General features: G+C 52.6%; 14 protein-coding genes and 1 pseudogene. 9 read left to right on the forward strand and 6 right to left on the reverse strand.

Annotation, left to right across the window (positions count from 1 at the left end; genetic code table 11):
• The 3 genes from CHH75_RS08350 to CHH75_RS08360 form a co-directional block, all read left to right on the forward strand.
• Positions 1 to 1,339: extracellular solute-binding protein (locus tag CHH75_RS08350; RefSeq protein ID WP_095397940.1), on the forward strand; the 1,339-nt coding region annotated here is incomplete at its 5' end.
• A gap of 99 nt (positions 1,340 to 1,438) precedes the next feature.
• Complete coding sequence (locus CHH75_RS08355) at positions 1,439 to 2,350, forward strand: ABC transporter permease (protein ID WP_095397941.1); 912 nt, start codon at positions 1,439 to 1,441, stop codon at positions 2,348 to 2,350.
• A 24-nt stretch (positions 2,351 to 2,374) separates the two neighbouring features.
• Positions 2,375 to 3,274 carry a carbohydrate ABC transporter permease gene (locus tag CHH75_RS08360; RefSeq protein WP_095263923.1) on the forward strand — a complete coding sequence of 300 codons (900 nt, stop codon included), beginning with the start codon at positions 2,375 to 2,377 and terminating at the stop codon, positions 3,272 to 3,274.
• Positions 3,275 to 3,440: 166 nt separating this feature from the next.
• Here CHH75_RS08360 and CHH75_RS08365 read toward each other — a convergent pair whose 3' ends face one another.
• The 4 genes from CHH75_RS08365 to CHH75_RS24625 all read right to left on the reverse strand — a co-directional run bounded on the left by CHH75_RS08365 (position 3,441) and on the right by CHH75_RS24625 (position 10,730).
• Positions 3,441 to 6,557: an ATP-binding protein gene (locus CHH75_RS08365; RefSeq protein WP_095397942.1), complete on the reverse strand. Its 3,117-nt coding sequence runs from the start codon at positions 6,555 to 6,557 to the stop codon at positions 3,441 to 3,443.
• A gap of 217 nt (positions 6,558 to 6,774) precedes the next feature.
• The gene (locus CHH75_RS08370) at positions 6,775 to 9,945 is read right to left on the reverse strand and encodes an MMPL family transporter (RefSeq protein WP_095397943.1); all 3,171 of its coding nucleotides are present in this window, start codon (positions 9,943 to 9,945) and stop codon (positions 6,775 to 6,777) included.
• Positions 9,942 to 10,391, reverse strand: coding sequence for a MarR family winged helix-turn-helix transcriptional regulator (locus tag CHH75_RS08375; protein WP_095263926.1), 450 nt, complete (start codon positions 10,389 to 10,391; stop codon positions 9,942 to 9,944). Before CHH75_RS08375 ends, CHH75_RS08370 begins: the two co-directional genes overlap by 4 nt.
• 132 nt (positions 10,392 to 10,523) lie before the next feature.
• On the reverse strand, positions 10,524 to 10,730 hold the full coding sequence (locus CHH75_RS24625) for a hypothetical protein (protein ID WP_141235821.1): 207 nt from the start codon (positions 10,728 to 10,730) through the stop codon (positions 10,524 to 10,526).
• A gap of 22 nt (positions 10,731 to 10,752) precedes the next feature.
• Between CHH75_RS24625 and uvrA the strand changes: the two genes are divergently transcribed.
• The 3 genes from uvrA to CHH75_RS08390 all read left to right on the forward strand — a co-directional run bounded on the left by uvrA (position 10,753) and on the right by CHH75_RS08390 (position 16,199).
• Positions 10,753 to 13,257, forward strand: coding sequence for an excinuclease ABC subunit UvrA (uvrA, locus tag CHH75_RS08380; RefSeq protein WP_095397944.1), 2,505 nt, complete (start codon positions 10,753 to 10,755; stop codon positions 13,255 to 13,257).
• Between the two features lie 46 nt (positions 13,258 to 13,303).
• A complete protein-coding gene (locus CHH75_RS08385; protein WP_095397996.1) occupies positions 13,304 to 15,070 on the forward strand; it encodes an ABC transporter ATP-binding protein in 1,767 nt (588 codons plus the stop codon).
• A gap of 226 nt (positions 15,071 to 15,296) precedes the next feature.
• Complete coding sequence (locus CHH75_RS08390; RefSeq protein ID WP_095263928.1) at positions 15,297 to 16,199, forward strand: LysR family transcriptional regulator; 903 nt, start codon at positions 15,297 to 15,299, stop codon at positions 16,197 to 16,199.
• 590 nt (positions 16,200 to 16,789) lie between these two features.
• Here the strand turns inward: CHH75_RS08390 and CHH75_RS08395 are convergent.
• Positions 16,790 to 17,479: a hypothetical protein gene (locus CHH75_RS08395; protein WP_230875637.1), complete on the reverse strand. Its 690-nt coding sequence runs from the start codon at positions 17,477 to 17,479 to the stop codon at positions 16,790 to 16,792.
• A gap of 33 nt (positions 17,480 to 17,512) precedes the next feature.
• Positions 17,513 to 17,692: pseudogene (locus CHH75_RS25230) on the reverse strand (transposase); the annotation flags it as partial.
• 350 nt (positions 17,693 to 18,042) lie between these two features.
• Between CHH75_RS25230 and CHH75_RS08400 the strand changes: the two are divergent.
• The 3 genes from CHH75_RS08400 to CHH75_RS08410 are packed head-to-tail and all read left to right on the forward strand — an operon-like array spanning position 18,043 to position 20,826.
• Positions 18,043 to 19,236 carry a glycine C-acetyltransferase gene (locus tag CHH75_RS08400; protein ID WP_095397946.1) on the forward strand — a complete coding sequence of 398 codons (1,194 nt, stop codon included), beginning with the start codon at positions 18,043 to 18,045 and terminating at the stop codon, positions 19,234 to 19,236.
• A 15-nt stretch (positions 19,237 to 19,251) separates the two neighbouring features.
• On the forward strand, positions 19,252 to 20,220 hold the full coding sequence (locus CHH75_RS08405) for an NAD-dependent epimerase/dehydratase family protein (RefSeq protein ID WP_095397947.1): 969 nt from the start codon (positions 19,252 to 19,254) through the stop codon (positions 20,218 to 20,220).
• A gap of 36 nt (positions 20,221 to 20,256) precedes the next feature.
• A complete protein-coding gene (locus tag CHH75_RS08410) occupies positions 20,257 to 20,826 on the forward strand; it encodes a helix-turn-helix domain-containing protein (RefSeq protein ID WP_095397948.1) in 570 nt (189 codons plus the stop codon).
• Positions 20,827 to 20,847 lie beyond the last annotated feature (21 nt).

Genomic DNA, 20,847 nt, shown 5'->3' on the forward strand with positions numbered 1-20,847 from the left:
CGCCAGCGGAGACATCCCGGATCTGTTTATCGGGCCCAATGTGATTACAGACGCGGATTTTGCCCAGTTCCAAGGGCTGTTTCAGGACCTGACCGAGATGCTGGATCTGGCTCCCAATGTACAGACGATGTTCAATGAACGTCCTGAGACACAGCGGATTGCAACCCAGGCTGACGGGAAAATATACGGGCTGCCCAAGTACCAGCGTTTCTGGCCGGACACGGCCTCCAGACAGTATATCAATCAGCAATGGCTGGATGAGCTGGGGCTTGAGATGCCGACGACGTGGGATGAGTTATATGAGGTGCTGCTCGCTTTCAAAGAGCGCGATGCCAACGGCAACGGCGATATGAACGACGAAATTCCGATGGATTGGCCTGGCGGCATCGGCGGAAACTTTAACGCTGCACTGCTGCTGGGCAGCATGGGCATTACGTTGTCGGAGGGAAGCAGCCAAGGCTATTTTGTAGAGGATGGTCAGGTAAAGAACTTCCTGATTGACGAACGCTATAAAACGATGGTGATATTTCTGAACAAGCTGTATAAGGCCGGGCTGATCAACCCCGAGGTATTCACGCATGATTACACTAAATACCAATCGATCGCCAGGGGCGATGGGGACACCGCCAAAGTCGGGTTCACCTGGGGCTGGGTCGCTTCAGACCGGTTCGGGGAACGGGTAGCCTCGCAGTACGTATCCTTGCCGCCGCTTAAAGTATCGGATGATTATACGGGCAAGCTGTCCTGGAGTTATGACTACAACTCCCTGAACTACGGGGTGAACCATATCGTGATGTCTGCAAGAACGAAAAATAAGGAGGCGGCCATGCGCTTGATCAACGAACTGTATGATCCGGAAGTGGGTATGCAGGTGCTGTTTGGCTCCATCGGCCCGAATATTCAGGATAACGGGGACGGGAGCTACACCATTCTTCCACCTGGAAATCCAGAGATGGACCCGGGGACATGGAAATGGACATCCACGATGGCCGACCACGGCGCTTTCTATATACCGGATTCGCTCCAGCTTACGCTTGGCAAAGACATGCAGGAGGTCATCGAGCAGTCGGAACCCTTGCAGGAGGCGCTGCAGGTGGATCTGGACAAGGATGTGTTTCCGGCAATGTTTATTAAATATTCGATGATGGACAACAACACGATGAGTTTGAACAATACCAATATCATGAATCTGGCAGAGTCGAGCTTTGCCAAGTGGGTGACCAAGGGCGGTATAGAGGTCGAGTGGGACGCGTATGTCAGAGAAGCCCAGAAGGCCGGCATCACCCAGAACCTGGAGATTATGCAGAAGTACTACGACGAGTACAGAAGCAATCATTGATGTCTGATCAACATGGAATGATGCCATGTCTAGTCTAGCGGCCGTATAGGCCGTATCAACGCCTGGACGGGCATTTCCGTTAAGCTGAGGGGGGATAGGATGCGGATCCACAAAGGAATATCGTCCATAATACGAGACTATCAGCTATGGCTGATGATTATGCCAGCGATTCTCGTCATATTGATCTTTAATTATATACCGATGTACGGTATTCAGCTCGCTTTCCGGGATTATGATTTCAGCAAGGGCCTCACCGGAGGGGAATGGCGCGGGCTGGCGTATTTCCAGCAATTCATCGATAGCTATCTGTTCACCGACCTCATGCGGAATACCTTTCTGATTAGTTTGTCCAGCATTGTGCTGGGCTTTCCGGCCCCGATCATTCTAGCGTTGATTCTGAATCAGATCCGGCGAAAAAAGATGAAGCAGCTGATGCAAACCACCGTTTATTTGCCGCATTTTATTTCGATTATCGTGCTTGTTGGCATGCTGAATGTGCTGCTGTCCTCGGAGACCGGGGTGGTCGGACATTTGATGAAATCCATAGGACTGGGACATATCCAGCTGCTGGCATCCACGTCGACCTTTATCCCGGTATACGTGCTCTCCGACATTTGGCAGCACTGCGGCTGGAACAGCATCATTTATCTTGCTGCCTTGTCCTCGGTGGACCCCCAGCTGTATGACGCGGCCAAGATCGACGGGGCAAGCCGGTGGCAGACGATCCGTTATATTGATTTTCCGGCCCTTGTGCCGACCATCATTATTCTGTTTATTCTCAGTATGGGCAACATCCTCAGCACTGGCTTTGAAAAGATATTTCTGATGCAAAATTCGCTTAATTTGCCGGTATCTGAAGTGATAGCCACTTATGTATATAAAATCGGGATCGTATCCAGCCAGTTCAGCCTGGCCTCGGCCATTGGACTGTTTAATACGCTCATCAACTTTGTGTTTCTGTTTGCGATGAATATGATCTCCAAGAAAGCATCCAATCAAAGCCTATTCTAACGAAGAGAGGAAGGAGGGACCAAGATGGGGCATACCGGATGGCGCGTTAGCGGAAAAGAGATCACATTTAAGATGATGCTGGCGTTTGTGTGCACGATCATCTTTCTGTTGATCGCTTACCCGCTCTATTTTATCGTTATTGCATCCTTTAGCGATTCAACCCTGGTATCAACAGGGAAGGTGCTGTTCTTTCCGAAAAACATCAGTTTGTTTGGATATCGGGAAATTTTTCAGGACGCGAGGATTTGGACGGGGTATCGCAATACGGTGTTTTACACCCTGTTTGGCACCCTGGTCAATATGCTGTTTACGCTGCCGGCTGCTTACGTGCTGTCCAGGCGGGAGTTTCGGCCGAGACGGGTCATCATGTTCTTCTTTGTCGTCACGATGTTTTTTAACGGGGGGTTGATCCCAACCTATTTGCTGATGAAGGATTTGCATTTGACCAACACGATATGGGTGTTCATCATTCCGTTTTCCGTGAATGTGTTTTATTTGATTATCGCCCGTACGTTTTTTGAAAACTCGCTGCCGCAGGAGCTGCATGAGGCGGCTGTAATGGACGGCTGCTCTCACTTCACCTTCTTTGTTAAAGTGGCTCTGCCGCTGTCGAAGGCGCTCATATCCGTTATCGGTCTCTATTATTTGGTCGGACACTGGAATGATTTTTTCACCGCCCTGATCTACATTCGGGATAACCATCTGCAGCCGCTGCAGATCGTGCTGCGGGATATTTTGCTCTCCAATCAGGTGTTTGCCGGAGGGGCGGGAACAGGTGGAGACGCCGGAGGTTATGCCCAGCGATATGCCGATCAGATCAAGTACGGTGTCATTATTGTATCGACCCTGCCGATTCTCATGATCTATCCGTTTATTCAAAAGTATTTTGAGAAGGGGGTCATGATCGGGTCGATCAAAGGTTAAGTAACCTGAAAAACGCCTCGGGTGCCCCTGCGTTGTGCAGGTGCCTCGAGGCGTCCTTATGAGCTTATACAACACTTCATGAATGATGACTCAAGTAGAGCCGCAGGCAGTACCGCAAGACAGCCAATGGCTGTGGGGCGGCTGTCTGCATGATTACCTTTCGCGTTTACGCTTGCCGATAATTCATTTCCGGAATGACAAAAGAGATGCTGGTTCCCTCGTTCGGCACGCTTCGAACGACCAGGCCCGACCCATAAGTCTGGACCAGCCGGCGATGCGTATTGTACATGCCGATGCCGCGCTTCGCCGGACCGGGCTCATCCAGCAGATGAAGCACTTTCTCCGGCTCCATTCCTTTGCCGTTGTCCTTGACTTCCACGAGGATATGCTGCTCCTGCCGCACAATCCGAATGCGGATTGTACCGCCCTTGGCTTTCTGCAGGATGCCATGCCGAACGGCATTTTCAACCAGGGGCTGAATGGTGAGCGGAGGCAGAACCATATCGATCTCCGGATCAACGTCCCATGCAATCGTCATTCGGTTGCTGTGGCGCTCTTGTTCGACATAGAGATAGGCGCGTACCAGTTCAAGCTCCTGCGAAAGCGAAACGAACTGATCCGAATTCTGATAATGGAAGCTGATCTGCAGATAAGAGCTGAACGCTTCGCTCAGGCTGCGCATCCGGTCAAGGTCAATCTCGCTGAGGGCCATAATTGAGTTCAAGGTATTAAACAGAAAGTGCGGGTGAATTTGCGCCTGTAAATACGCAGCCTCCATGCGGAGCCGCTCATCAATCGAGCGCTTCATCGCGGTTAAGGAGCGAATGCGGTATTTCAGTTCCAGCGAATCCACCGGCTTGGTCACATAGTCATTGGCGCCGGCTTGAAACCCTGTATAGATGTCTGCCGCCTCGCTGCGTGCGGTCAGCAGCAGCACAGGGAGCTCGGAAGGGCTAAAGCGCTCCCGGATTCGGCGCGTCAGCTCATACCCCGACATTTGGGGCATCATGACATCCGTGATGACAAGATCCCAGGACTTGGTGCCGAGCAGCTCCAGCGCTTCGCTGCCTGACGAAGCAAACGTAATATGGTAAGGCTCCTGAAACAGGATTCCTCCGAGCACTCTCAGATTGACCCTGTCGTCATCTACGGCGAGCACGTTGAACGGATGCTTGGCCGTGACGGTATCAGCCTCCGGTGGAAGCAGGCTCAGTTGATCGAGCTGGCTGCCCTCCACGATATAGCTGAATGACTCTTGGCCCGCGGCCAGCTCAGCTGCCGCCTCGTCGCCTGTCGCTTCCGCGACAGGCAGCATGAACGCAAAGGTGGAGCCTTGTCCAAGCTCCGACGTAACGCTCAGCGTTCCGCCATGCAGCTCCACCAGCTCTTTGCTGATGCTGAGCCCAAGCCCGATTCCCTTGGCATCGTTAAAGCCGGGATGTCCCTGTTCATAAGGAAGGAATACGCGCTGGCGCGTCTCCTCATCCATACCCACGCCGGTATCGGTGACTTCGATCAGGACGTGATCGTTCACCACCTTGGCACTTACGGTGATCGTTCCGGCTTCGGTAAATTTAAGTGCGTTATGAAGCAGATTCAGCAAAATCTGCAGCAGCCGTTTTTCATCAGCCAAAATGTAAGGAAGCTGCTCCGGGATATCCATCCGCATCTCTACGCCCGCTGCCTTTGGCGTAAATTTCAGAATGTCGAATACGCCATGAACGACCGATTGCAGCGACATCGGCTTCGTCTTAAGCATGATTCGCTTCTCCCTCAGGCGGACGGCATCCAGCAGATCATTCAGCAGATGAGACATCTGATGACCGAGGGTGACAAGCAGCTTCAGATCCTCCACGCTTCGGTATGTCATGCCGGCCTGTTCCCTGTCGGCGACGCTTTGCGCGATATTGATGATGCCGTGCAGCGGCGTTCTCAGCTCATGCGAAGTGTTGGCAAGGAACCGGTCTTTCATCTTGTCCGCAGCTTTCAGCTCTTCGTTCAGCTGGCTGATTTGCTGGGTATTGTGGTAATAGCGGCTGAACCAGTAGGACGAAAATCCGACGACGGCAGCCAGAATATCAAAAGGATAATAGACAACAGGCAGTTCTATAAATATTTCACTGATGGACCATGCCACCCCGCAGAAGATCCCGCTCGATGACAGCAGCAAATAAATGGCGTGCTTGCGGCTTTCGATGACCATGCGCACAAATCGGTACAGGAACACCGGCATCGGAAGCAGATACAATGCCGAGAACACCCGGTAGTGATAGGTGATTGACACCCAAGATGGCGGAGCAAACAGCACAAACACCGAATATAGCAGCAGCAGGGCGGAATAAATGTAAAACCAGGTGCCTTTTGTAGGCTTGCCGTAAAATCTGCTGCTTAACTTGACGAAGAAGAAGACCATCCACATGTACGAAAGAAGTCTGATTTTCAGCGTCCATTCATAGTTGAGCGGCACCCATTGCAGCAGAATTGAGTCTGTACTGATGGCGACCGTAATAGCCGTGATGAGCATCATCAGAAGAAAATCAAGCAGCATGAACTCCCGTGGGTTTAAGAAATACAAGATACATGCATAAAGCGCATGCAGCAGCAAAATGACAAAGGTGATGAGCTGAAGATCAACCGACACGCCGTAGGTGCGGTCGATCTCTTCCTCAGAGCCCAGCATAACGGATCTTGCAATTCCGCCGACGAACGGTTCGTCAAAATTGGCCACGCGAATAAAAAGCTCAATTTCTTCAGCATCGCGAGCACCATCATAGTCAACGACCAATGAGTTTCGGACCGGCACATAGGAATCTGCATTCGTTCCTATTTGGCCGATTTGCAGCAGGGTAGTTCCGTTGATCTCGACTTCGGCGGATAGCCGGATCTCCGACAGCCACAGCGATATCGGCGTTCCTAAAGGCTCGTCCAGCATAATTCGGAGTCTGTAAGTCCCCACACCGAAGGCAGTTTCAGCAAACTCTGAGCTGACGTCCCGCCAGCTCTGGGGCACCTGAATATAGTGAGGCTTCAGCGCTTGTTGCTGTAGCTCTGCCCTTCCGATAAGCACGCCAGGATAAAATTCCCATTCTCCGTCGATCGGGATTGCCGGCAACGGGTTATGCTGATAATTGCGCAGATCCAGAACCCCATGCTTAGCTGAGGGATGAGGCGGCAAGGAGTATGCCTGAAGCCAAATCAGCCGCATGCCCAGAAGCACAGCCAGAAATATAATGACAATCAAGAAGTTTTTTAGTATGGATTTTCTGATGATTTTATCAGGCATTATGGCACCGTCCGCTTTAGCATGTAGTTTCATTATCATACGAAAAAAATCCCGGCGCGTACAGAAGAAAGTCAGGACAATGGCTTAATATTTCTCTATATGAGTCATAAGACCTTGGCTCTAAAGACCTATAAAAACTCGCCTTACTCCTGAAATGGAATAAGGCGAGTGAAGTGAATGGAACTGTCCCGGTTATGAGGCTATAACGAATCAATAATTACATATGAATATCTCGGTTGGTGCTGACGGCATCCTTAGGCGACTCTTTCGGTGTGAACGGCCACCAGTTCGCACGTCCGAATAAACGCACCATCACAGGCACGAAGAACGGAAGGAACACGAGGGCGTACAGTACAAGACCGACAAGTACCACGGTGGCAATCTGCATCATCGACAGCACACCGGACGGATACATGGCTGCGAAGGTGCCGCCAAGGATGACCACCGCAGACAGGATGACGGTTCCCATATTTCGCATCGCGTGAAGGATGGCGTCTTTAACGTCCCAGGTTTTGTTCTCGTTAAACCGGGCCATCAGGAAGATGCTGTAATCGACGCCGAGCGCAATCAGCATGACGAAGCTGAAGAACGGTGTCGCCCATGTAATTCCGGAATAGCCAAGCCCGTTCACGAAGATCAGTTCGGTCACGCCGACAGAGGTGAAGTACGTAATGACCAGAGAGATAATCAGATAGATCGGCATCACGATGGAACGGAGAAGCACGATCAGGATTATGAAGATGCCGGTGAGCATTAAAATAACAGTTCGGCTGTAATCTTCATTCGAGATCGTTTGCAGATCATGGTTGGTGCTCGTAATTCCGCTGATAGCCACTTCGGCATTTTCCAGCTTCGTATGAGCCACCGCGCGTTCTACAGCGGACTGGATCTGCTCAAGACTGTCCATCGCTTCCTCGCTGTACGGATTGGCTGACAGCACGACATCCAGCTTCATCACCTTGCGGTTATCGGACAGGTAAGTGTCGAAGACGGTCTGGAAATCGCTGTTCTCCAGCGCTTCCTGCGGAATGAAGAATCCGCTCAGTTCCTCATCCTGGATGCTTTGAAGCTGTTCTAGGTATCCTTGGGCGGAACCCAGGCCATCCGAGATTTGCCGCAGCCCGTCGGCGCTTGCAGTCAGCCCTTCGGTCAGCTCACCGATTTGGCCGGTTAGTTCGCTGAAGCCGTCTGCCAGCTGCTTCTGTCCGCCTTCCAGCTGTCCCAGCCCATCGGTGATGGACGGAATCTGCCCGACGATTTGCTGCTGTCCATATGCGGCCTGCGACAGTCCGGCTTGCAGTTCACCGATGCCGGCCACAATCTGCTTCAGCCCTTCGGCAAGCGCGTCCTGCCCAGCGGCTGCCTGTGCATATCCGGCATTCGCTTCTTCAACGCCGGCAGCAGCGCCTTTTATCTGCTCTGATATTTGTCCCAGCCCGGCTGCCAACTGGGCTGCGCCGGATCCGGCTTGGGTTACGGTTCCTTTAATGGTCAGGTAATCCGGATTTTGCAGCAGATCCGGGTGGCTGCTCTCCAATCCGGAGAAGGAGGCATCCAGACTGCTCAGGGCAGCTGCAACACCATCCAGCTGCTCTCTGATGCCGGCAACGCCGCCGTCAAGCGCGGATAATCCGCTGCCGAGCTGCTTGTAGCCTTCCAGCAGCTGGGCGTGCGCATCCGCCAGCTCCTTGGCGCTGTCGGCCGCTTGCTGCAAGCCGGCTTTCAATTCGCCGGCGCCGGCGGAGCCGCTCGCAATCCCTTGCTGGATCGCGTTCAAGGCCTGACCAAGCTCGCCAATGCCCTGCTTCAGATCCGCTGTCCCCTGGGTCAGCTCCATGGCGCCGGCAGCGGCTTCGCTCAGCTTGGGCGCATTTTCACTCAGCTGTTTGCCGGCCTCGGACAGGCCATTTTCAATTTCATTCAGCCCGCCTTGAGTCTGATCCAGGCCGTCATTTAAAGTCTGAACCTGTGTCGGGATCAGGAAGTCATGAATTTGTTCCCCGGTCGGGCGCGAGAGGCTGCGAACTGCAGAAACGCCGTCAACCTTTTCGATCTCTCGGCTGATTTTCTCTGCCAGACCGACATATTCGGCCGTATCCATCAGGTCATCGTTTCGGATGACAACGGTAGAAGGCATGGATTCACCAGGTCCGAAGCTCTCAGAGATGATATTAAATCCTTTGACCGACTCGTATTGCGGCCCGATCTCCTCCAGACTGTTAAAGGACAGCTTGCCGCTATAGGTGAGAAGGAACGGTGCTACGATGACTGCAACAACGAGCAGCGACGCCAGGGGACGCTTGAGCGAGAATGCCCCGGCGACTCCCCACAGCTTGTTCTCCGAGTGCTCCAGACTGCCGCGGGAAGGCCAGAAGAGCGCCTTGCCCAGCAGTGCCATGAAGAAGGGCACCACGGTCAGCAATGCAATTAGCATGATCGCAATACCGACGGCTACGGCAACTGCGGATTTGTACAGAATGAATTCAGACAGGCCGATGGCAATAAAGCCAACAAATACCGCGAGCCCGGAGTATATGACTGTACCGCCGGCTTTGCGGTAAGTTTCGATAACCGCTGTTTTGGTATCCTCAGCGGCTGCCAATTCCTCCTTAAAGCGGCTGATCAGCAAAATGCAGTAATCGGTGCCGATCCCGAACATGACAGCGACCATGAATACCTGGGTAAAGGTCGAAATCGGGAAATCGAATCGGTCGACTAGAAAGGAGACCACCGATTGAGACACAATGTAGCTCAAGCCCACGGTCAGCAGTGGCACAAACGGAGCAACAAAGGAACGGAACACAATGAATAGAATGACGAGAATGAAAACGACAGTAATATATTCCGTTTTCTTCAGCCCTTCCTCGGAGCTGACGATGGTATCCTCATTGATGAGGCCTTCACTGGTCAGATAATGGTCTGCTGTTACGTCTGCCAGCAGCTCTTTCACCTGTCCCGGCAACTGCTTGACTGCTTCCTGGCCTCCGCTGACCTGGAGCGCAACCATAATGGTGTTGCCGTCTGCCGCGATCAGCGTATCCGCCAGCTCCGACTGTGTGAACGGATCGTTAATGGAGGTGATGCTGAGCTTATCTCTATTCTCGCTCAGACGCTCCACGCCCTGCCGTATACTGTCTTGATCCGCCTCGCTTAATCCGTCAGGCTTGTTGAAGACAAGCGCCACCTGACTCAGCGAACGGCCGTCCTCACTGTCGGAGGCTTCCCTTAGTATTTGAGAAGCTCTCGAGGAGGAGTAGCCATCCGGAACGGAGAGCTGTCCCTTCTCTCTTACAAGATCCGCCATGGATGGCGCCGTTAGAAACAAGCCAGCGGCTACAGCAATCCATAGGATCATGATGAACCATCTTGCTCTCAGTATGGTTTTCAATTCTTTCTCCCGCCTTCCTGCATTAACTGCCCCAACTTTTCAAAATTAGAAATGAAGGATTCGATTTCTTCCTCCTCAAAATGCTGCAAATAAGGTGAAATGAGTTCCCTGATTTGCTTGCGGCACGAATCGAAAATGGAGCGTCCGTGATCGGTAATCGATAGATAGATGATGCGGCGGTCAGCTTCATCCCGCGTTCGCTCAACCATTCCGGCCTGCACCAGACGATTGACTATCGCCGTAATGGAGCTTTTGCCGACGGAGAACATCTCCGCTAGCTGGGAAGGCGTGCATTGCGGGATATCGTTAATCAGCAGCATGATCTGATATTGATCATCGGTCAGCGTTTCGCCAAGCTCCTCCCGAATACGGGCATTGATTCGACGTACAACAAATGAGTGAGCATTCACATACCGGTCGATCCACTCCTTTATTTTATCGTCCAACAGATTGTTCCTCCTTCAAATAGTTCGATTATGAAATAGTTTTATTATAGAACTATATAGCAGCAGAATATTGAAGTCAAGATGACGCCTTGTCGGACATGGGGGGCTTTCGCTCATTTCGCAAGCCTAGCTTTATACAGATTGTAACATTAAATATAAACCTTCAAGCACCATGACGGTATCAGCTTCGGAAAAGCGGACTGCATCAAGGTTCGGAGTCATCAAATTTTGTACTTGCATCAATGTTGTAAGATAGGAATGCACTGCCGGAGATAGCGTTAATAATGCTTCCGAAGTCAGTTTTGTTGCGAAGACCCCCCAATGAAGCATCTGCTCCACAAAACTTTTAGGAGGTTAAATCATGCACCCAACCATCAAAATCCGCGGGGCGAGGGAGAACAATCTCAAGAACATCTCCCTTGAAATCCCCAAACACAAGCTGATCGTCGTTACAGGTCCTTCCGGTTCGGGGAAATCAACCTTAGCCATGGACACACTCCAGCGGGAATGCCAGAGGCAATATATGGAGTCCATGGGCATGGTATCCGATTCGGTCAGCAAGCCCAAGGTCGATTCCATCGAGGGATTATCTCCTTCCATCAGCGTTGGCCAGCATGTGACCAATCGCAATCCGAGATCGACAATCGGGACGGTTACCGATATCTATACCCTGCTTCGTATATTGTTTGCCAAGCTCGGGGAGCGGCCGTGCCCTGCTTGCGGTGAGACGGTTGCCCCGCCGGTCGATGGCGTGCCTGCCCAGATCTCTGCGGATGACTCCGAGCCCTACGATGCATTTGAGACGGTTCGTTGCAGGCGATGCGGTCATTCACTGGAGAAGCTGACCATGTCGCATTTTTCGTTCAACAAGCCAGAAGGGGCTTGTGAGACTTGCAGCGGTCTTGGCCATACAGTCGAACTGAACATGGAGGCGGTGTTCAGACCGGAGCTGAGCTTGAAAGACGGGGCTGTCACGACATGGTACAGCGCGATTGTGGATTACAGCACGAATATATTAAAGGCGGCCGCGAAGTATTACGGCTTTTCGTTTGATGAGCATCTGCCTTTGCAGGATTATTCGGAAATCCAGCGCGATTTGCTCTATTACGGTGTGGAAAGCGAGCCATTTGCCCGCCATTTCCCAGACATGAAACCGCCGAAGACGGTGAGTCAAGGCAAATTCGAAGGGGTGGTGACTGGGATCCGCCGAAGATATCTGGAGAAAGGAAGCGAATCCTCCGAGGCTTCCCTGTTCCACGAGTTCACATGCACCGATTGCCAAGGCTCCAAGCTGAAGAAAAGCAGCCGCGAGGTCCGGGTGGACGGTGTATCCATCAGCGAAGTCAATGCCTGGGCGATCGGCGATGCATTAACCTGGCTGGAAAGGCTTGGCGGCAAGCTTTCGGAAGATCACCTGCATATCGTGGAACCGATCATTCATGACTGCGTAATAAGACTGAAACGCATAATGGACGTCGGGCTAGGCTATATGTCGCTGGAGCGGCAGGTCGTCACGATGTCCGGAGGTGAAGCCCAGCGACTGCGGCTCGCTTCAATTCTTGGCTCAGGACTCACCGGTGTGCTGTACATTTTGGATGAGCCGACTACCGGTCTGCACCCGAAAGATACAAGAGGATTGATCCAGGTGCTGAAGCAGCTTCGTGATCTGGGGAACACCGTGCTTGTCATTGAGCATGACGAGGAAGTGATGCAGGCTGCTGATCATATTATCGACATCGGCCCGGGAGCAGGCTCGAAGGGCGGTACGGTCGTAGGCCAAGGAACATTCGAGCAGCTGTTGCAACAGCCTTCTTCCGTGACGGGTGCTTATTATAGGGAGTATGGAGGGCATTGGCCGGGAAGGCAGCCAAGGCCGGGCAACGGCAACAAACTAACGATTCATGAAGCCTCCCTTCGGAATTTGAAGCAAATTACGGTTTCCTTCCCGCTCGGTTGTCTGGTCTCGGTAACGGGTGTGTCCGGTTCCGGCAAATCAACGCTGTTATTCGATCTGCTGGCCGAATCAGGCAGCGGGAGCAAGACGCCTCCCGGCTGCAAGGACATTACCGGCTGGGATTCGATTGGCCAGCTTGTTACGGTGGATCAGTCCCCGGTATCTCGCATGCAGCGTTCGAACGTAGCCACATACACGGATGTGTATACCCATATTCGAAGCGTGTTCGCGAGCTTGCCTGAAGCCAGACGAAACCGGCTGACTGCCAAGCATTTTTCCTTTAACACGCCGGGAGGACGCTGTGAAACCTGTCAGGGGCTTGGTGTCGTACCGATGCACATGCACTTTCTGCCCGAGATCGAAATTCGTTGTCCGGCATGCCGAGGCAAACGTTTCAAGCCGGAGGTGCTCGAGGTGACGTATCAAGGGTATTCTATCTCCGATATGCTTGATATGACGGTGGAGGAAAGTCTGCCGGTGCTGGAGGGCCAGCCGAAAGTTCTTGAGCTGACTCGCCTGCTCTGCGAAGTTGGACTTGGTTATTTGAAATGGGGACAGTCTGTGCGCACTTTGTCCGGCGGTGAGGGTCAGCGGATTAAGCTGGCGAAGGAGCTAAGCAAGAAGACGAAGAAGCATACGCTGTACCTTCTGGACGAGCCTTCAACCGGACTTCATCCCGCCGACGTCAGACAGCTGCTGCATCTGCTAGACCGGTTGGTCGATGCAGGCAACACGGTTATTCTGGTTGAACATCATATGGATCTAATTGCTGCCTCGGACTGGATTGTTGATATCGGTCCGGGTGGAGGGGCAGCCGGCGGAGCGGTTGTGGCCGAGGGGACCCCCGAAGCGGTCGCACAAGTGGAGAAGTCGCATACCGGGCGATTCCTCAAGGAATTAAGATATGGATAGGAAAGAGGAGTGAGGCTTGGTGGATCAAACGACAGAGAATGTAAAGATGGAAGAAGAGAAAGGGGCGGTCACACGGACGACCGTCCGTTACCTGATCCGGCTGCTGGGATCGGCAGGCATTCCCAAGCTGGTGCTTGCCTTTGCAGTAGTGCTGAGCTTGATCGGAGCGGTCACAGGGCTCATCGTTCCGCTGATCACCGGGCAGCTGATCGACAGCTTCTCGGCCGATATGCTGCGGATGGAGACGATTGGCATTCTGATTGCGATGTTCCTGCTTGAAGCGGTATCCAGCGGGTTCTCGTACTATATGCTCGCTTATGTCGGGAACCAGACGGTGAATAAAATCCGAAAGCGACTCTGGAACAAGGTACTGGCACTGCCAGTCCCGTTCTTTGATCGCCATCGCTCGGCAGAGACAATGAGCCGGGTCACGAATGATACGAATGAGGTGAAGACACTCATCACCGACCACCTCATCTCATTTTTCTCCAATTTGCTTACCGTTGCCGGGGCGGTGGCGATCCTGTTCTATCTGGATTGGCAAATGACGCTGATTATTCTGATTGCTGTGCCGGTCGGTTTCGGCATTCTGATGCCAATCGGCGGTAAAATGTACAAGGTATCCATGAGCCAGTACGGCAAACTTGCCCAATTGTCGGCCATGCTGACCCAGGTGATCGGCGAAATCCGCCTAGTTAAAGCCTCCAACGCCGAGCGGCGTGAGGAGAAGAGCGGCTATGAACAGATGGATGATCTGTACCGCTTCGGCATGAAGGAAGCGAAGATCAATGCGGTGCTCATTCCGCTCATGTCGATGGTGATGGTGGTGCTGCTGGTCGTCATTATCGGTTACGGCGGTGTCCGGGTATCCTCGGGTGCGCTGAGCGCAGGCGAGCTGGTTTCCTTCATCCTGCTGCTGTTCCAGATCATGTTCCCCTTCAGTCAGTTTGCCACGTTCTACACGCAGCTCCAGAAGGTTATGGCGGCGACAGAGCGTTTGAGACTGATTCTTGAATACGAGCCGGAGACGGAAGAACGCGCAGCGCTGCAGGCTCCGCAGGGACATCAGGACTTGGCATTCCGCGAGGTTACCTTTGCTTATCATGAAGGGGAGACGATTCTGTCAGAGGTAAGCTTCACCATTCCGGCCAAAAAAGTGACGGCGCTTGTCGGACCGAGCGGAAGCGGCAAAACAACGGTGTTCTCTTTGATCGAGCGTTTCTATACGCCAAGCAGCGGCTCGATCGAGTTTGGGGAGGTGCCAATCCGGGATTACAGCCTGGACTCCTGGCGCAGAAAGCTCGGCTACGTCTCCCAGGACAGCCCGCTCATGACCGGGACGATCCGCGACAACATTATCTACGGCCGGGAGGAGCCTGTGACCGAGGAGGAGATCGCTGAGGTGGCAAGGTTGGCTTATGCGGAAGGTTTTATTCAATCGCTGCCAAGAGGCTATGATACGGAGGTTGGCGAGAGAGGCATTCAGCTGTCTGGCGGTCAGCGGCAGCGGGTGGCCATCGCCAGAGCCTTGCTCAGGAAGCCGGATATCCTGCTGCTGGATGAAGCGACGGCCAGCCTGGACAGCGACTCCGAGCATGAAGTGCAGAAGGCGCTCAACAATCTGATGGAGGAGCGGACAACGGTGGTCATCGCGCATCGACTGTCCACGGTCGTGGAAGCCGACCAGATTGTCGTGCTGGAGAACGGTCGCATTACGGGCAGCGGGAAGCATGAGGAGCTGCTGCTTAGCCATCCGTCCTATGCGGAGTGGGCCAAGAAGCAGTTTCATATCGGGAATGACGCAGAAGCGTGAAGTTGTCGTCTCATGAAGAAAAGTCAGGGGAGCTCAGGCCTATCAACGGCCTGAAGTCGCTTCCTATAACAAACACTGGACTCCGGGGCTAAGTATAGCTTAACGGAGTCCCTTTTTTCTGTAATCGACTACCGGTCTTATGGATATACGGATATAATATTTCATCGGTTTGTCGGCCCGAAATTTGATATGATCAATGTAAATATAAAAAAGGGGGAGGCTTTCTATGACTTTGCAGCAGTTAAGATACGTCATTGAGGTTGCCAACCGCGGCTCGATGAACGAGGCGGCCAGGAGGCTGTTCATTTCGCAGCCCAGTCTCTCCAGTGCGATCAAGGATCTGGAAGAGGAGCTTGGCATTACAATCTTCGAACGGACGAACAAAGGGATCATCTTGTCCAAAGAGGGAGCCGAGTTTCTCGGATATGCGCGTCAGGTGGTGGAGCAGGCTGAGCTGCTGGAGAGCAGATATTTGAACGCTAAGCCTTCACCGCAGCATTTTTCCGTCTCGACGCAGCACTATGCGTTTGCTGTGAATGCTTTTGTCTATTTGGTGCAGCAATACGGGCAGGACGAATACGAGCTGGCGCTGCGTGAAACGAAGACCTACGAGATCATCCAAGACGTCAAGACGCTGCGGAGCGAAATAGGCATTCTGTATCTCAACGAATTCAACTCCAAGGTGATTAACAAGCTGTTGAAGGATGCGGGCTTGCAGTTTACAAGCTTGTTTACGGCACGGCCGCATATATTCATCAGCATTAAAAATCCGCTTGCGAAGCAGTCGATAGTGACCATTGAGGAGCTGCAAAATTATCCGTACCTGTCCTTTGAGCAGGGGGAGTACAACTCCTTCCACTTCTCTGAGGAAATTCTGAGCACGCTGTCTCACAAGAAAAGCATTCGTGTCAACGACCGGGCTACATTGTTTAATTTGTTGATCGGTCTGAATGGGTATACGATCTCCACCGGCGTGCTGAGCGCGGATCTGAACGGCAATGAAATTATTCCGGTGCCGCTGGACTGTGACGAGACGATCAACGTAGGCTGGATCAATCATAAGAACGTGTCGCTGTCCAAGCTTGCCGAGGCCTATGTGGAGGCACTGCACCGGGCGATTGCGGAGTAGATGCAAAATAGATGCAAGGATAGATGCAAGGATAGATGCAAGGATAGATGCAACGTAGATGCAAAATAGAGGCAGAGAAACTGCGGCACAGCTGTGGAGTAACTGCGGAGTAGCGGATTAACACTCGCTATTCAGGAACTTTGCATCATTATCCCTTTTGATCAGGTAGCACAGAGATCAGGTAGCACAGAGATCAGGCAGCATAGAGATCAGGTAGCACAGAGATCAGGTAGTACAGAAACAGCCAACTAGGAAGAGCGATAAATTTACATGCTCAGAAGAAGATATATTTTGGTAAAGGCACTAACTAGGCCAATTGCAGATCATGAGCTTGTCTCAGGCGAAGGTCGAAGTTTAAGTGAAGTGAACCAAGCCAGGCAGCAGATCCTGAATTTAGATGAGATGAACCGAGCCAGACAAAGGTTCTACATTTAGACGAGATGAACCAAACTAGGCAGTAAATCCTGAATTTTACAAGATGAAACAGACCCGACAATAGTTCCAGGTTTAGGCGAAGTGAAAAGGGCGGAGCAGAAGATAAAGCCCACGCAAAATGAAACAGAGTGCCCATCACCTTTCCATTCTCACGTTCACGAAACAGCCGCGAAAGGCTGTTTCCGTTGGACTTCGATCAGCTGGCGGTAGGGAAGCGCGGGGATCGCCATACAGATCTGCAGCAGCTTATGCCGCATCGTTTCAACAGTTCCGGACAGGCGTAGCCAGCGGCGTCTGGTGTATTCATTCAGGTATGCCTGCAGATGCTTAACTCCCAGAGCTCCATACGTACTCTTCAGCGATTGCCACGCCTCTCTAACCACTTTCCGCAAAGGAGCATACAACCGAAAGGCTTGAGGAAACAATTGAACCGCTGATGTACCGGCATCCACATGCTCGTCAATGAATGCGGTTAAATCGCGGCGGGTTGCCCTTTCATCGCCTCCTCGCTTATGTGGCACCAGGCGTATTTTCACCTGCTGCAGCTCGCCGGACTCCGCTACCGAGCAGGCGACGGTGACCGCCGTGGCATACGGATGCGAAACTGAACACCGGGAGGGATTACGTCCATACTGATCGGAGTTCACCTTTACCTCTCCGTAGAGCAGTTCCCGGGCATCGAATTCCAGGGCGGCATGGCGTATTTTGTGCAGCATGAGCCACGCAGTCTTGTAAGTAACCCCAATTACCTGACTCAGCCGCATCGCCGAGATGCCATCAGGGAGCAGGAACAATTCCAGGGCCATGAACCACTTGAGCAGAGGCAGACGAGTTCCTTCAAACATCGTGCCAACCAGAGCCGACGTTTGATGCTTGCAACGTCCGCACTCAAACAAGGGGATGCGCCGTGAGGTCAGACGGCTACACCGGGTGTGTGCGCAACGCGGGCAGATGAAGCCGCTCGGCCACTTCATAGCGATCAGTGTTTCCATGCAAGCTTGCTCGCTAGAATAACGACTATTGAAGGATTGAAGCGCTGCTTCCAGATGAACATCCATTTCCACTCGTCCCCTCCAAACAACAAAATACGTACATGTGTTCTATTATCTGTATTATATCGAACTAATGTTCCCATATCAAGTCGAAAATATCATTTGAATGATCCATGGATCCCCACCTCTATTTGTTTACTCTTTCATCTTGCCTGTTCCTTGTTCTCTCCTCTGTCCTGACTTATAGGGATAATCATGCTAAAGCAATGAATAAAGATATCAAGACACCAAGATACCAAGACACTGAGGAATTTGCTATAACATATTTTTGTTTAATATATTGCACAAAGGGGTAGGATTGCATACAATAGGGGTGAAATCATACTTTGAATTTCCATGTGCGGGAGGGAATGGGGATGACAAGCAGGTCATTGGCTTCTTTTTTAACAGAAAATCTGGAGGCGCTCAAGGCAAACGGGCTGTACAATACGATTCAATCATTAGAGGGGCCGAACGGGCCGGTGATCACGATTGATGGGCGGGAGTTGGTCAATCTATCATCCAACAACTATCTCGGATTGGCGAACGATGACCGGCTGAAGCAGGCGGCAATTCGCGCCACCGAGCAGTACGGAGCCGGCAGCGGTGCGGTTCGCACTATCAATGGTACGCTTCAGCTGCATGTGGAGCTGGAGGAGAAGCTGGCGAAATTTAAAGGCACGGAGGCCGTGCTTTCGTATCAATCGGGGTTTAACTGCAACATGGCTGCCATATCGGCGGTGATGGGGCCGCAGGATGCGATTTTGTCCGATGAGCTTAACCATGCTTCGATTATCGATGGCTGCCGTCTGTCGAGAGCCAAAGTCATCCGTTACAGCCACTCGGATATGGAGGATTTGCGGAATAAAGCGAAGGAAGCTAGAGCTTCCGGTCAGTATGAGAAAATAATGGTGATTACCGACGGGGTATTTTCCATGGATGGCGATATTGCCAAGCTGCCGGAAATCGTCGATATTGCGGAACAATTCGATCTCATAACTTACGTGGATGACGCGCATGGCTCCGGCGTGCTGGGAGGCGGGGCAGGCACGGTGAAGCATTTTGGCCTGTCACACAAAATCGATTTTCAGATCGGCACCTTGTCCAAGGCGGTGGGCGTCGTTGGCGGTTATGTAGCCGGTTCCCGGGAGCTGATTGACTGGTTAAAGGTGCGGAGCAGACCGTTCCTGTTCTCGACAGCGCTTCCACCGGGAGCGGTAGCGGCTTGCATTGCGGCCATCGACATTTTGCACAGCAGTCAAGAACTGCAATCCAAGCTGTGGGACAATGCCCGCTACTTGCAGGAGGGACTTAAGAAGCTCGGATTCTCAGTCGGTGCTACCGAGACGCCGATTACGCCATGCATGATCGGCGACGAAGCGGCTACGCAAACATTCAGCCAACGGCTGTATGAAGAGGGCGTGTATGCTAAAGCGATTGTGTTCCCGACCGTTCCAAAGGGGACTGGACGCGTTCGCAACATGCCGACCGCCATCCATACCCGTGACATGCTGGATCAGGCGCTGGATGCCTATGAGCGAATCGGGCGCGAGCTCGGATTGATTCATTAAAGGAGGTTATCGGGGATGAAAAGAATTATGGTCACCGGGGCGCTGGGCCAGATTGGATCTGACCTGGTAACCGTCCTCCGGCAAAGCTATGGTACGGACGCGGTGCTGGCCACCGATATTCGGCTGACAGATCATGAGGTGGCCAAGTCCGGCCCGTTTCAGGTGCTGGACGTGACTGACGGGGCTGCGTTCTACCAGACGGCACACGATTTTCGCGCCGATGCGATCATCCATTTGGCTGCACTGCTGTCCGCGAAAGCGGAGGCGGATCCGATTCTGGCTTGGCAGCTCAATATGGGCGGATTGCTGAACGGACTGGAGACGGCGCGTACGCTGGCCAGCCAGTTCTTCACGCCAAGCTCCATCGCTGCATTCGGCGCGACCACGCCGCGACAGGGTACGCCGCAGGACACACTTCAGCGACCAGCAACGATATACGGCGTGAGCAAGGTGTCGGGGGAGCTGCTGTGCGACTATTATTTTCATAAATACGGGGTGGACACCCGCGGTCTGCGTTTTCCGGGCTTGATCTCTCATTCGGCGCCGCCTGGGGGAGGAACGACCGATTATGCGGTCGACATGTATTGGTCTGCGGTTCATAGTGGAAGTTACGCAAGTTATATTGCGCAGGGAACATACCTCGATATGATGTATATGCCGGATGCGATCCGGGCGATTATTCAGCTGATGGAGGCCGACGGCTCGAAGCTGAAGCATCGCAACGCTTTTAACGTGACCGCGATGAGCGTTGATCCAGAGGCGATTGCGGCAAGCATTCGCAGGCATGTGCCGGAGTTTGTGCTGCGATATGAGATTGATCCGGTGCGGCAACGGATCGCCGAGGAATGGCCGGACTCGATTGACACGTCTTCGGCGCGCGAAGAATGGGGCTTTGATGTACAATATGATTTGGATCGTATGACGGACGATATGATATCCAAATTGACACAGAAGCTCCGGGAAGACCGCGCCAAGATTGGCTGATTCGCCGGATGTCATTGAAGGAGGGCAATAATTCGATTGGAAGCAATTCATAAGAAGGTAGGCAGAAATCTGCAGGCGATTCGGAAATCACGGGGGCTGAGCCTGGATAATGTGGCTGAACTGACAGGGGTAAGCAAGGCGATGCTCGGTCAGATTGAACGTGGGGACTCGAACCCGACCATTTCCGTCCTGTGGCGCATTGTGAACGGACTGAGCATATCCTTTACGACGCTGATTGAAGAGGTGAAGCCGGAGGTTACGGTCGTATCGCCGGATGAATCGGAGCCTTTCATGGAGGCTGATGGCGCATACCGGGTGCATCCTCTGTTCTCCTACAATTTGCGCACCAAATTCGAATCCTACATGGTTGTGATGGACCCGGGCTGCGACTATGGCTCTGAGGCGCATAATGACGGGGTCGAGGAATATATTTTTGTCCATGAAGGCGAATTGGAACTGTGGTGTGACGATGAGAGCTACCGGGTGCCAGCGGGAAGCTCCCTGCATTTCTCGGCGAACCGGCCGCATCGCTACCGCAACCCCGGGACGGATACGGCCAAGTTTTACACCATTATTTTTTATGCGGATGCCGCAGCACGGGGATAGTGGGCTTTCAAGAGAGGTTGT

This window comes from Paenibacillus sp. 7541 (assembly GCF_002276395.1).
GTDB lineage: Bacteria > Bacillota > Bacilli > Paenibacillales > Paenibacillaceae > Paenibacillus_AQ > Paenibacillus_AQ campinasensis.

Bases quoted from the DNA above. Each gene is read 5' to 3' on its own strand.
- CHH75_RS08355 (WP_095397941.1), top strand. From the start codon at position 1,439: ATGCGGATCCACAAAGGAATATCGTCCATAATACGAGACTATCAGCTA.
- CHH75_RS08360 (WP_095263923.1), top strand. From the start codon at position 2,375: ATGGGGCATACCGGATGGCGCGTTAGCGGAAAAGAGATCACATTTAAG.
- CHH75_RS08365 (WP_095397942.1), bottom strand. From the start codon at position 6,557: ATGCCTGATAAAATCATCAGAAAATCCATACTAAAAAACTTCTTGATT.
- uvrA (WP_095397944.1), top strand. From the start codon at position 10,753: ATGCACCCAACCATCAAAATCCGCGGGGCGAGGGAGAACAATCTCAAG.
- CHH75_RS08385 (WP_095397996.1), top strand. From the start codon at position 13,304: ATGGAAGAAGAGAAAGGGGCGGTCACACGGACGACCGTCCGTTACCTG.
- CHH75_RS08390 (WP_095263928.1), top strand. From the start codon at position 15,297: ATGACTTTGCAGCAGTTAAGATACGTCATTGAGGTTGCCAACCGCGGC.
- CHH75_RS08395 (WP_230875637.1), bottom strand. From the start codon at position 17,479: ATGTTTGAAGGAACTCGTCTGCCTCTGCTCAAGTGGTTCATGGCCCTG.
- CHH75_RS08400 (WP_095397946.1), top strand. From the start codon at position 18,043: ATGACAAGCAGGTCATTGGCTTCTTTTTTAACAGAAAATCTGGAGGCG.
- CHH75_RS08405 (WP_095397947.1), top strand. From the start codon at position 19,252: ATGAAAAGAATTATGGTCACCGGGGCGCTGGGCCAGATTGGATCTGAC.